Source organism: Candidatus Methylomicrobium oryzae, from assembly GCF_016745425.1.
Lineage (GTDB): Bacteria > Pseudomonadota > Gammaproteobacteria > Methylococcales > Methylomonadaceae > Methylomicrobium > Methylomicrobium oryzae.
This window is the reverse complement of sequence record NZ_JAERVK010000004.1, coordinates 19,315-31,658: the sequence shown is the minus strand read 5'-3', so window position 1 is coordinate 31,658 and position 12,344 is coordinate 19,315. Positions and strand designations below refer to the sequence as shown.

Annotated in this window: 12 protein-coding genes; 1 reads left to right on the top strand and 11 read right to left on the bottom strand. The window is 56.9% G+C overall.

The features are described from left to right. The first annotated feature begins 44 nt into the window (after positions 1-44). Positions 45-407, top strand: coding sequence for a membrane protein insertion efficiency factor YidD (gene yidD / locus JJL52_RS05230; protein ID WP_202051354.1), 363 nt, complete (start codon positions 45-47; stop codon positions 405-407). 101 nt (positions 408-508) lie between these two features. On the opposite strand, the gene JJL52_RS05225 is transcribed toward yidD, so the two are convergent. From JJL52_RS05225 to JJL52_RS05175, 11 genes are all read right to left on the bottom strand, one after another. After that, the gene (locus JJL52_RS05225; protein ID WP_202051353.1) at positions 509-1,093 is read right to left on the bottom strand and encodes a DUF4276 family protein; all 585 of its coding nucleotides are present in this window, start codon (positions 1,091-1,093) and stop codon (positions 509-511) included. Beyond that, positions 1,090-2,259 (bottom strand): AAA family ATPase, encoded by a 1,170-nt coding sequence (locus JJL52_RS05220; RefSeq protein ID WP_236994066.1) that lies wholly within the window; start codon positions 2,257-2,259, stop codon positions 1,090-1,092. Before JJL52_RS05220 ends, JJL52_RS05225 begins: the two co-directional genes overlap by 4 nt. A gap of 240 nt (positions 2,260-2,499) precedes the next feature. Then, positions 2,500-3,066 carry a YbhB/YbcL family Raf kinase inhibitor-like protein gene (locus tag JJL52_RS05215; protein ID WP_202051351.1) on the bottom strand — a complete coding sequence of 189 codons (567 nt, stop codon included), beginning with the start codon at positions 3,064-3,066 and terminating at the stop codon, positions 2,500-2,502. Positions 3,067-3,153: 87 nt separating this feature from the next. Continuing rightward, the gene (locus JJL52_RS05210) at positions 3,154-4,554 is read right to left on the bottom strand and encodes a cytochrome P450 (protein WP_202051350.1); all 1,401 of its coding nucleotides are present in this window, start codon (positions 4,552-4,554) and stop codon (positions 3,154-3,156) included. Between the two features lie 13 nt (positions 4,555-4,567). Further along, complete coding sequence (locus JJL52_RS05205; protein ID WP_202051349.1) at positions 4,568-4,786, bottom strand: TraR/DksA C4-type zinc finger protein; 219 nt, start codon at positions 4,784-4,786, stop codon at positions 4,568-4,570. Positions 4,787-5,093: 307 nt separating this feature from the next. Continuing rightward, positions 5,094-5,468 (bottom strand): hypothetical protein, encoded by a 375-nt coding sequence (locus JJL52_RS05200; RefSeq protein ID WP_202051348.1) that lies wholly within the window; start codon positions 5,466-5,468, stop codon positions 5,094-5,096. Next, positions 5,465-8,008, bottom strand: a complete 2,544-nt coding sequence (gene ctaD, locus JJL52_RS05195) for a cytochrome c oxidase subunit I (protein WP_202051347.1) — start codon at positions 8,006-8,008, stop codon at positions 5,465-5,467. Before ctaD ends, JJL52_RS05200 begins: the two co-directional genes overlap by 4 nt. After that, positions 7,998-9,074: a sodium:calcium antiporter gene (locus JJL52_RS05190; RefSeq protein ID WP_236994065.1), complete on the bottom strand. Its 1,077-nt coding sequence runs from the start codon at positions 9,072-9,074 to the stop codon at positions 7,998-8,000. The genes ctaD and JJL52_RS05190 overlap by 11 nt, the downstream gene beginning before the upstream one ends. Before the next feature lies 1 nt (position 9,075). Beyond that, positions 9,076-10,071 carry a cytochrome c oxidase subunit II gene (locus JJL52_RS05185; protein WP_202051346.1) on the bottom strand — a complete coding sequence of 332 codons (996 nt, stop codon included), beginning with the start codon at positions 10,069-10,071 and terminating at the stop codon, positions 9,076-9,078. After that, positions 10,068-11,228 carry a c-type cytochrome gene (locus tag JJL52_RS05180; RefSeq protein ID WP_202051345.1) on the bottom strand — a complete coding sequence of 387 codons (1,161 nt, stop codon included), beginning with the start codon at positions 11,226-11,228 and terminating at the stop codon, positions 10,068-10,070. Before JJL52_RS05180 ends, JJL52_RS05185 begins: the two co-directional genes overlap by 4 nt. Beyond that, entirely contained in the window at positions 11,225-11,878 is a 654-nt protein-coding gene (locus JJL52_RS05175) for a cytochrome c oxidase assembly protein (RefSeq protein ID WP_202051344.1), read from the bottom strand. The genes JJL52_RS05180 and JJL52_RS05175 overlap by 4 nt, the downstream gene beginning before the upstream one ends. Positions 11,879-12,344 lie beyond the last annotated feature (466 nt).

Below are 12,344 nucleotides of genomic sequence, written 5' to 3'. Positions count from 1 at the left end.
CGCTGCGGCAGCTGTTACGATTCTCCTTCCCAAAGCATACGCCTGTGAAATACCTTGCCATCCTGCTGATCGTTTTCTACCAGAAATTCATCTCGCCCCACAAGGGCTTCCGTTGCGCTTATGCGGTGCTGCACGGCGGCGATTCCTGTTCCGAAGCGGTCAAGACTATCGTGCGCGACAAAGGCCCTTTCGGCGGCTATCGGGACATCCGCGCCCGTTTTCAGGCATGCAAGGAGGCCAACGAAACCCTGATCGGAAGCGGACAACGCCGGCGCGGCCGAAACGATTGCGACGAGTGTCCGGATTGCGACTGCGATTGTTCAGAGGCCTGCCGCTTCAAAAAAGCGGACGCCTGCGAACACTCGAGCTGCGACTTGCCGGACCTGCCTTGCGATTGCTCGTTTTGATCGGTAATTGATAGCTTAGGAATAGAATCTTTGCTTATCATTTAGGCCAAGGGCAGGTTTTTGAGAAGTATTACTTGGAGGAATTGTCTGGTAATTTGTCTTTAAAGGATGATATGTTTCTGCCATTCCATGCACAGTTTTAGAAAAGAACGACTATTATCTTTTGCTTGCTGCATATCCATTAGTGATGAAAAGGCAGGTTGGTCGGTGGTTTCACGATATTTCCCATCTCTTATTCGGCTACTGAGCCAATTTTTCGCGTCGCGGATGCGTTCGGCATCGGCGATATCTCCAGTTGTCATTGAAAATCCTCGTTGTCCGTTCAACGATTTGGCGGAGGCGATAAACCAAGCCTCATATTCGCGATTGGCAAGGACAACCGATATTTTTCTATCTGGTGCTATGTTCCGGGCACGTAGTTGAATTTGTCTGCCTAATTCTGCAGGGCAATCATCATCAGCATCCAGCAAAATAAGAAGCCATCCGTTTATCCCGCATTTGTCGGCGGCGAGTAAAACCATGCGTCGAAACTCTTCATCCTTATTCAGAAAACGATCACGACGAACTCGAATAGGCTTCGGGATTTCAACGTGATTTTCAGGAGTCAGCCATTGCCCCATGCGCCGCAAAAGCAAGGGGAGGGCAGCGACTTCGCCATCGCCCTCAACAATTGATGCGATTATCACTGCTGATCCCCAAACAAATCGACTTGATACGACCCCGTTTCAGCGAGTAATTTTGGATCTGGGGCCAGTTGATCAAGACGCAAAAGTTCCCCTGCGGAAAATAAATGGTTGCGTATGGCATTGCGAGATGCTTCATCAATGGGAGCGATTTTGGTTTCACCTCCATTCGCTACTACGGCGAGTAATGCTTCTGAAGTTATGGATGCATCATCCAATAAATCCGGGCTATGGCTAGTGATAATGACCTGAGTATGCTCTGAAGCGCGCTGCAACGCCTCCCTCAGTGCAGATGACGCAGCAGGATGCAAGGCTGTTTCCGGCTCTTCAATGCCAATCAGCGAAGGGGTATAATCCCGGTTGCCTTGAAATAAGGCCGTTAATACGCCGAATGCCCGTAATGTTCCATCCGACATATTCATCCCCAGAAATTCCCAGGGATACTTCGAACCGGCCATGTCCTGCCTGAAAGCGACAGTTTCCATCGGTCCGATTGCAGTTCGTTTCACCCCGTGAACCATAGGCACCACTGTATGTAGATATTCTTCTATTACTTCTATAGCTTCAGGAGCATTGCGTTCGAGGTGGCCTAAAACGCTGGCTATGTTTTCTCCGGCTGATTTAAGAAGGCGGCCGTCTTGAGGTTTTTGTAGTTCGCGTATCAATTTTGGATTGAGGTTGTAAAAGCCCATTGCTGTCAGTGCGTCAAAGACTGGCCTAAATACCGGCAAGCCTGATGCACTGACTAATGCAAGACGGTCGGAAGTTACTGCCGGAAATGTATCCTCGCTGGTATCTTTGAGCTTACCCCCTTCGAGCCTGAAGAACGGTCCTTTTCCGATTCCATAAAGACAGCATTCCTCGGTCTGTACCTCATAGCCTCTATCTTTTAATGCTCTAATGTTAAATGCATAATGGCCCTGTTCCCCGGTTCGGAGGCGGAATTCCAGGCGGACACCGAAATGGGTAGGATGTCCGCTAGACCTTCTTCTCACCTCGGATAATCCACCGCGTTCATTCAATGCATTATCGAGCGAGCCGACTAGTGCGTCCCGAACAAAGTGTAAAGCATCGATAAAATTGCTTTTTCCGGAGCTGTTAAGACCAATCAGGTAAGTAAGTTCGCCCAAACGGACATCGCAAGAGGCGATGCTTTTATAATTGCGCAATACGACACGGGTAAGAAAACGGCTTGAAGATCGAGGCTTAGGTTGGCCCATTAATAGTTCGTCTATGGATAAGTAAAAATAATCGATTTAGATATAATTAAATTTTTGTTTTTTCTGCCATTATAACTGTAATGTATCGATTAGCCGAGCTGATACCGCACCGTGTTCCTTATGAACTTTAATTCATCATTAGCTTTGGTGCGGTATACAAGATTCGGCCTTTATTTTATAAACTTTTATTCAGCGCTTATAAGTCCCGACCAATTCCGCATGGTCGAGAATATGCCCGTCCATTGCCTTCATTAGCGCGGCTTTGTCCGGTTCATCCAGGTCGGGCAGAAGCGTGTCCAGCGCATACAGTTTGAAAAAATAGCGGTGCGTCCCGAAAGTCGGGCAGGGGCCTTTGTAGCCGGTTTTCTTCCAGTCGTTCCTGCCCTGCAGGGTGCCTTGGGGCAGGTTTTCCGGGCCGATGTTCGGAAATAGCTTAGTAGCTGAGGTGGGAATGTTGTACAGCACCCAATGGACCCAGGTCATCACCGGCGTGATGGGTGTTGGCGCATCCGGGTCGTCGACGATCAAGGCGAGGCTTTTGGCGTCCGCCGGAATATCGGACCAGGCCAGTTCGGGCGAGACGTCCGAGCCGTCGCAGGTAAACTGTTTCGGAATTGCGCCCTGATGAGGAAAGGCGGAAGAGGTGAGCGCCATTTGAACTTTGGCGCCCGGTTCACCCGCCGAAAAGGCGCTTGCGGAATAAGAGCAGGCCATTATGAAGGCCATGGGGATAAAGGAAAGATTCAGCGTTTTCATTGTTGCCTCCTTGTATTCAAATCAATTGCTAATAATCGAAGACTTGCCGTTGAAAGTGACGAAGTTTGGGTTTTCCGCGGCGCAACTTTATCTTGGAGTAAATTCGACGCTCAAATTCTCCGGCATCATCGTAAAAGAAAAAAGCTCCCGAACCGGCGGCCCGCTTTGATTGCGGCTCACGGTGAAGTTCCGGCACAGCATCGCCACCGCCATTTTGATTTCGAACATGGCCAGGCTGCGGCCCGGGCAAAAGCGGGGGCCGGATCCGAAAGGCACGAAGGCATTCCGGTTGTGGGGGCAGACAGCCGCGGGAGCCAGCCAGCGCTCGGGTTTGAAGGTCGAGGCTTTGCCGAAGTTTTGTTCCTGCAATGTACCGTATCGGCTCAACAGGACCAGCATCGTTCCCTTCGGAATCCGCGTCCCGTTCAGCTCGACATCCTTGATCGGTTCCAGGTACAGCATCGGCGCGACGCTTTTCAAGCGCAGCGTCTCCTGGATGACCGCTTCGATATAAGGCAGTTTCTCGAGGGTCGCAAAGTCGGACGGTAAAGGCTCGTCGGCTAACATCGAATCGGCTTCCTGTTGCATCCGTTGCTGGACTTCAGGATGTTCGGCGATCAGATAGAGCAGCCAGGACAAGGTATGGGCGGTCGTATCTTCGCCGGCCAGCAGCATCGTCAGGATGTTGCCCTGAATCTCGCCGTCGGCTAAGCCGGCGCCATTTTCGTCCCGCGCCAGCAGCAGGGTTTCGAGAAAATTCGCCGGTTGCCGATCCGTTGCCGGCTGCTTTTCGAGGCGATCGCGGGTTTGGCGAATAAAGCCGTTGATCGTGTCTTTAATGATCGCGAGCGAATCCAGCATTTCGCGGTCGCCGGGCAGCTTGACGAAATGCCAGTAGGGGAACGGGGAATTCGCCCAACGGTTGAAACCGGGCAACTGGCGCTCCAGATGCCGCTGAAAGTCGGGGTTTTGATTTTCGAGCAGATTGATGTCAAAGCCGAACGCGAATTGGGTGGTCACATCGACCGTGAACAGCATCCATTCCTGGGGCAGGGGAACCGGTTGGCCGGCGGAGATTTGCCAGCGGTTGTGCAGCCGTTCGGTAATGCGGCGGAGAGTGGGGAAGAAGCGCCGCAGATTCTCCTGGCGGAACGCCTGCATCGTCAATGCGCGCTGCCGTTGCCATTGTTCGCCTTCCGCCGCGAACACGCCGTGCGTGCCGAGCTCTTTCATGATGCGTTCGAGCAGGCTTGCCCGGCGGTAAGTGTGCGGACGGTCGCGTAAAATCCGCTGGATCAGCTCGCTGTCGCTGACTACGACGAGCGGTTTGTTGATCAGCTTGAATCGATAGAGGGGGCCGTAAAGTTCTGCCCATTCTTCCAGGATCAGATGCAGCTTCGACAGATCGATCTGCAGCAGATTGCCGAGAAGCGGCAAGCCCTTCGGGCCGGGTAAAGGGGAGGATGCGGATCGTTGATCGAAATACATACCGGGCCGGAAACTATCGCGAATGCTTTTCCAGCTCGCTTTGGCAAGCCAGGCAATATTTGCAGGGAATCGCCTTGCGCCGGCTTTCCGGTATCGGTTCGCCGCATTCTTCGCAATGCGTGGCCGATTCGCCCGCATACATCGATTTGCGTTGTTCCTCGATAAAAATATTGGTCATCTGCTCCATGCGTTCAAGTATGGCGTCTGTTCCGCCTGCCCATGCTGTTGACATTGTCGATCTACTCTAAAAAACTGAAACGGGGATTCCGGAATGGGTAAATGTTTGAATATTGGGTCAGGTAAAAGTTTCGCCTCCGCAAAAAACGGCTCTGTTCATGATGGCGTCGGCAACATAGGTCGAAAGGAATGATTGAGTCGGCCTTTCCCGATAATTTTTATAGGGAACGAATCCTGAATTTTATCAATAACGGACGATTTTAACTAACGGCCGATTGCACCGCCATTCGCCTCGTCGCGATAAGCGTGCCGCGATCCGGCCGCGCGGCCGCTGATTCGGCGAAAAACGCTATCCCGTGCGGTCACGACAGTTGCGTGCAGGCCGGCACCAGCAAGGCGGCACTGCCGGCCCAAAGCACGCCGAAAAAAGACAGCAAAGCAAGCAGCCGCATCACGCCGGCAAGAAAAGACAATGATGTTTCCGGCCGGTTCATGCGCAGCACCGCAGCGGGTTTTGCGATCAGCAACAGCAATATCAGCAGCGCCGCAACGGTCGCGGCGATGACGGCCATCTGCGCTTGATCAGCGGCGCGGCTGCCGCCGAGGATATCGCAGAAGAGCGATTGGATCGCGTACACCGCGGCGAAATGCAGTCCCCAAACGAACGAAGGGCCGACCAAAGCGATCGCCACGGTACCGACCGATTTTTCGGAAAAAGGCGATTTCGATGCCGTCATAAAAGCCATCTCGGAAAGCCGTGAATCAGCAGCAGGCCGACCAGACCCTGCGCCACCGCGTAATAAACCAACAGGTTGGTATTTTCCAGCGTGGCCGAACGCACCCGGTCGAGTTTGCCGGTGAAGTGGCGCGCAATCACGAACAGTGACATGATCAGCACCGCAAACACGAGCTGGCCGGTCAATACGCCATCCATATAGACCAGCGCGCCGTAGCTCGATGCGGTGGGGCGGAGCCCGGCCTGCCAGTGACAGCCGATCGCCACGCCCACCGCACAGGCCGTCGAGAGCGCGCCCGAGCCGATCAGCAGCGGCGTCCAGAAAGGCTTGCGGCCCGGCGCCGCCAGCGTCTTTTGGGCGAGCGCGAACAACGCCGCGCCGGCAATGAACAAAGAAGCGCTCAACGCCGGCCACTCTAAATCGGGCAGGCTTTGCGCGCTTGCTGGCCAAACCTTGGGCGAAACGGTCCACAGATAAAAATAGGAGAACAAATAAGCCAGATAAAGCGAGCCGGCGACCAGCATCAGAATCACCATGGCCCACCAGCCGTGACCGGTCGGACCGGTCACGTAAACGGGAAGCGTAATGCCGGCGCCGATCGGCACCGGCCCTTTGCCGGGCCCTTTATCGAGCTCCCACACCCAGACCAGACAGCAGGCGATTGCCAGCACACCGCATATCAGCGCCGGAACGACCACTTTAATCGTCAGCAGCAGAAAACAAGCGGCGGTAAAGACCGCCGCAAGCAAATGCCCCCAGCCGTTGCCGGGCATCTGGATCACATATTGCGGTTTGGCGTCGATGACCGAGGTGACGATCGTCTCGCGGGCGCCGGTCGGCGCATTCGGCAAATAATGCCGGCCGGCGTCGACCTCTTCGGGCAGATCGGGCTGCGTCCACAGCGGTTCGCGGCTGGTCACGTGCGGAATCGAGCGCGTCGAATAAAGATCGGTCGGCAGCCATTCGAGGGTGCCGGCCTGCCACGGATTGGGTTCGCCGCAGGGCCCCACCCGAAAATTACGCACCAGGTCGATGATAAAAACCACTACCCCGATGCCGATCAGGTAAGCTCCCAGTGTGGAGACCAGATTATAAGGACCCCAACCCGACGCTTCGGAATAGGTCCATACCCGGCGGGGCATGCCCAGCAGCCCGGAAACATGCATCGGCATGAACGAAACGTTAAAGCCGATAAAGATCAGCCAGAAGGACCATTTTCCCAGCCGCTCGGACAGCCTGCGCGTGCTGATCATCGGCGCCCAGTAATAAAACGTCGCGAACAGCGGGAACACCATCCCGCCGATCAGGACGTAATGCAGATGCGCGACGATGAAATAGGTATCGTGCGCCTGCCAGTCGAACGGCACCATGGCCACCATCACCCCGGTCAGTCCGCCGACCGTGAAAATGAACAGCATGCCCAGCACGAACAGCGAAGGCGTGGTCAGCCGGAACCGTTCCTTGGCCGAGGCGATGGTCGCGATCCAGGCAAACACCTGGATGCCGGAAGGCACCGCGACCGCCATGCTCGCCGCCGAAAAGAAAGCCGTGCTCAGCGCAGGAATGCCGGTGGCGAACATGTGGTGCACCCACAGCCCGAAACTGAAAAAACCGGTTGCGATCAGGGCCACGACGATCAGCCGGTAACCGACTAAGGGCGTCTGTGCCATGGTCGGCACGATCATCGACACCAGTCCGGCCGCGGGCAGAAAAATGATGTATACCTCCGGATGGCCGAAAAACCAGAACAAGTGCTGCCACAAGAGGGGGTCACCGCCCAAAGAAGCGGTAAAAAAAGGCCATCCGAAGGAACGTTCGATTTCCAGGAACATCGTCGCGAGGATCACGGCCGGGAACGCCAGCACGATCATGCCGGCGAACACCAGCATGGACCAGCCGAACACGGGCAATTTGTCGAGCGACATGCCGGGCGGCCGGGTCCGTAAAATGCCGACGATGATCTCGATCGCGCCGGCGATCGCGGAGATTTCGATGAAGCCGATGCCCAGGAGCCAGAAATCGGCGTTGTCGCCGGGCGAATATTCGGTCAGCGTCAACGGCGGATACATGAACCAACCGCCCTTGGGCGCCAGGCCGTAAAAAACGGTCGAGAAAAACACCCCGCCGCCGATGATATAAGCCCAGACCGCGAACGCGCTGAGGCGCGGAAACGGCAGGTCGCGCGCGGCCAGCATCTGCGGCAGCAGCAGCACGCCCAAGGCCTCCATGGCCGGCACCGCGAACAGGAACATCATCGTGGTGCCGTGCACGGTGAAGATTTGGTTATAGAGATCCTGGCCGACCAGATCGTTTTCGGGCACGGCCAGTTGCGTACGCATCACCAGCGCCAGGAGGCCGGCGAGCACGAAAAACGCGAAGGCGGCGCCGAGATACAGCAGCCCTACGACCGTGTTGTTGACCGCCGTAATCCACCGCCAGCCGGGCGGGGTTGACCAGATGCGCAGCAGTTGTTCCTTCTCGCCGGCCGGCCGCGGCAGGCTGTTGGGCAATATGCCCCTTTCTTGAATGCTATCCGCCACCGGACCCCCTCATCGAATAAAGCAAAACCATGCCGCCGCCGTACACGGCCAGCACCGCGGCCGAATCCCGCCCCATGCGGAAAAAAGTCCGGTTGGCCCGTTCGGCGAGCCCCATCAGGAACAAGCCGGTAACGGCCAAGCCGAGCAAGGCTCCTATCGCGGAAAAATTGCCGACCCGGGACAAAACCGGATCTCCCGGAGTTATCGCATCGATGCCGAACAGCAGCATCACGTTGATGATATTGGAGCCCAAAATGTCGGAAATGGCCATCGTATAAAGGCCCCGGTACATGCTGGCGAATACCGTGCTCGCTTCCGGCAGGGCGGTCGCGAAGGACATCAGGGTCATCCCGACGAATGACGAGCCCAGCCCGCTCTGCCGGGCGATGACGTCGCCTACGGTGGCCAGCACATAGCCGGCGCACAGGATGACCAGTGCGCTGGCGGCGGTTTTGGCGATAAGCCGGGCCAGCGGATCGCGCCGCAAGGGAAATTCGCTTTCGTCCTGGCCGCTGCGGTCTTCCTTGCCCAGCGCTTCATCCTCGGGATTGTTCACGATCCAGGGATAGCGCCCTTCGGCTTCGCTGATTTTGACGAAACTGAACAGCGAAGCTCCCAACAATCCCCACGACCAGATGCCGGCGCCGAACAGCGGTGCGTCGCCGACGATGACGGCCATTGTCACAAAGGTCAGCAGGCAAATCACCAGCGCACCCTGCAGCATGACCACGGGATTGGGGATGACCGAGGTTAGCGCCCGCTTGCCGGTAAAAATGTCGGCGATGGCCAACAACGCGACCTGGAACGCGATACCGCCGAGCATGTTATTGACGGCAAGCGTGGCATTGTTATTGAAGGCCGCGCTCAGGCTGGTGGCAATATCCGACAAAGAAGTCACGCCGGCCAGCAGAAACAGCCCGAGCAGCGCCCGGCTAAGCTGAAGCCGCTCGGCCAGCTCGTCCGCATAGGCCGCGATCTTGGTGCCGGCAATTCCGACCGCGCCGGCGGCCGCCGCGAAAACCGCAAGATTGATGGTCAGGCCGTATTCGGCAAAATTCGGCATCATGCTACTCCAGCCCTTTCAAATAAGCCGATAAATCGTGAAGTTCGCTTTCGGAGAAAAAATCGAAAGGCAGCATCAGGTTGTCCGGTTTTAGCTTTTGGTGGCGGCCGATCCATTGTGCAAAGCTGTCCGGCGTATTCGGCAAAATGCCCGCGCCGAGCGAAACCCTGCCGCCCACATGCGTCAGGTCCGGCCCCACCTTGCCGTCGGCCGAGGTGCCGCGCACGGTATGGCAGCCCCCGCAGCCGCTGACCAGAAACAGTCTTTCGCCGGCTTTCCGGGCCGCCGGCTGCGCGTCCGCCTTTTCTTTGGCGAGCCAGGCGTCATAGTCGGCAGGCGCCATCGCGACCGCATAAAAAGCCATCAGCGCATGGGCGCCGCCGCAGTATTCCGCGCATTGGCCGCGTACGATGCCGGGTTTGTCGACGGCGAAATGCAGACGGTTGGTGCGCCCCGGAATCATATCGACCTTGCCCGCATAAGTCGGCAGCCAGAAGCTGTGAATCACGTCCGCCGTCGTCAGCTCGATTTCGACGGGACGGCCGGTCGGAATGCGTACCTCGTTGGCGCTCTCGGTCGTCCGGCCGTCGCCGTGCAGGTAGATGACCCGCCACCACCACTGTTCCCCCACCACGGCGATATGTACCGGGTTTTCGGCACGGGCCAATCGTTCTCCTGCATTTAATATCGAAAAACCGTAAAACAGCAGTACGCTCAAGGTCGCGACCGGGAAAACGACGCCGCCCCACATCACGCTTTTTTCGCCGGCCAGCCTGCGCCGCCAGCCTGCGGGGCCTGCTATCGCCAGGCCGGTCAACAGGCCCATGAAAACCGTGATCAGCACGGCGGCGGCGAACATGATCCAGGTCAGCAGAGTGATGCGCGACGCTACCGGCCCGAAACCGGCCAATGCCGATTGTTCGCCGCTGCAGCCCGCCACCGCCGTTATCAGCGCGATCGCTAAAATCAGTTTCGGCCAGCGGCGGCTTACGGTTTTCATGGCCGGGAATCCTTTTCTTTTTCCGCCCCGGCCGGAAAGGCGGCCGCCTGCCACGGCCGGCTCGCAAAGAACGAGGCCGCGGCCAAGACCTGCTGTTCGGTCATGCGCTTGGCGACCACGGACATCATGGCGCCATGCGGGGTTTTATCGCGGACGCCGCGCCGGAACACCTGCAATTGCTGCCTAAGATACGGTTCGGACTGACCGGCCAGACGCGGGTAATCCTCCCGGCCTTTCTCGGTATGGCAGGAAAGGCAGGCAGGAATTTTGCGCGCCCGGTCGCCCTGTTCCGCCAGTTGGCGTCCCCGCTCGCGCTCTTCTACTGAGGCGGAGCGCGAAACGGGAGAAGAGGCAGGACTCAAGGCGGCGTAATAGGCCGACAATCGGTCGATCTGTTCGTCGTCGAGGTCGTCGGCAACCGGTTCCATAAAGCCGCTCTGCCGCGAATCGTCACGGTACTCCTGCAGCGCCCTTTTCAGGTAAGACTGATCCTGGCCGCCAAGGCGCGGAATATAAGGACTGGTCGGCGCCGCTTCGGTCGTGTCGTGGCAGCGGCTGCACGCTGTCAGGTCGAGTCGGGGCCGTCCCGCGCTGACAAGTTCCTTGGCGGAATAATTTCGGGCTTCGCTATGGCCGCCGGCATGGTGGCGGTAATCCGCCTCGGTCATCGACGGCAACATTTCCAGAAATGCCACGACCGCCCAGACTTCGTCATCCCGGCCCGTGCCGCTCCACGCCGGCATGCCGGTGAACTGAATGCCGTGGCGCGCAATCCAGAACAGTTGCGCGCGCGTCCAATGCGCGGCATGGATCTGCAGATCGGGAGGATGGGGCAGCATGTGCGCGTAAACCGGATTGACCGCCTGTCCCGGCGCGCCGTGGCAGGCCGCGCAGGTGCCTTGAAAATGCGCCGCTCCCAGCGGCACCTGTTCGGCAAACTCCAGTTCCGGGGCCTTGACGGATCGGCTGTTGAAAATCACCGACCGGTCCTTGGCCATTTTCAGAAACGCCTCGAGCCAGGGGTGGTGGCCCGCGCTCGCCGCTACGTTGTAAATGCCGGAATAAGCGATCAGCAGGGCAAGTGCGACGCCGCCGGCGAAGAGTCCGAGCGCCCAAAGCAGAAGGGAACGCCAATGCGCGGCTATCCACTCCGTCATGACCTGTTTTCCGAAGCCATGACAGGCGGCGCGGTTTCCTTTTGCGATTCGCACAGCTCCCAAAACCAGCGGTAAATCAGCACGGTCGCGGCGAGCAGGTACGTCAGGGGACACGCCGTGATCATCAGCAGCCCCGCCAGCTGCTGGTCGGCAAGATCGATCCCCGCGGCCGAGCCGAACGCGGCTTCGCCGTAAAGCACGCGCGGCGCAAAGGTCAGCAGGACGGCATAAAGGCAAAACAGCTTGCCGGTCAACAGCAGGACGGCGACTTTTTCCCATAAACGTGCGCCCGCCTGATCGAATATGGCAAGCCAGAACCACAAAGAGGAAAAAAGCAGCATGGCGGATACGGGAACGCCGGTTTGCCCTGCCGCCAATCCGGGCGGCGAATGCCACGCGAAAAATAAAACGGCCTGCAGCGCGGCAGCCGCGGGCAGCGATTTCAGGCCGGCCCTCCGGAAAACCGGCATGCAGCACTTTCCGATTGTGCATGCCAAAAGCGGTGACATGACCGTCATCAAAACGATATGGGCGATCATGTGATGCGAGAAGGTGCCTGCGACTTCGTTATAACCGATGACGGAAAATATCAGCGCCGCGACCGCAGCAAGTTCCGCAAACATAAAGTCGGTAACGGGCTTCGATTGCATTGCCTTTCTCCGTTGTCAGCTATTGGATTAAAAAGGAGACAGCCATCCATAAGCGGCCATACACAGAAGATTGACCTGGAGATCAACTTGTTAAATGGAGGGAGTAAACCCATAAATCCTCCTTGAACGATGGATCAAAGTTTCAAGCTCCCGTAAGAAGCGATGCCGAAACAATTCAAAAAGAAAGCCAGGTACAGCGCTTGAATTAGAAGCGTACAGCTATCGGCAGGAGATTTGAATAAACAATAACGGTTTATTTAGGGTAAAGAATGGATAAGGCATGTAGCTACTCGATACGATGTGGCATGAAAAAATCGATGTAACCGCTAACTGCTTTGGGATAAGTCTTCATAACGAAGAAGACAACAAACTATTGGATTGGAGGGGTTGGATAATGTAAAGGCGTTCAGGCTTGATGACAATTTCAAACTTTGGTTTAGATAAAGTCTGAAATTAACAGACAGAG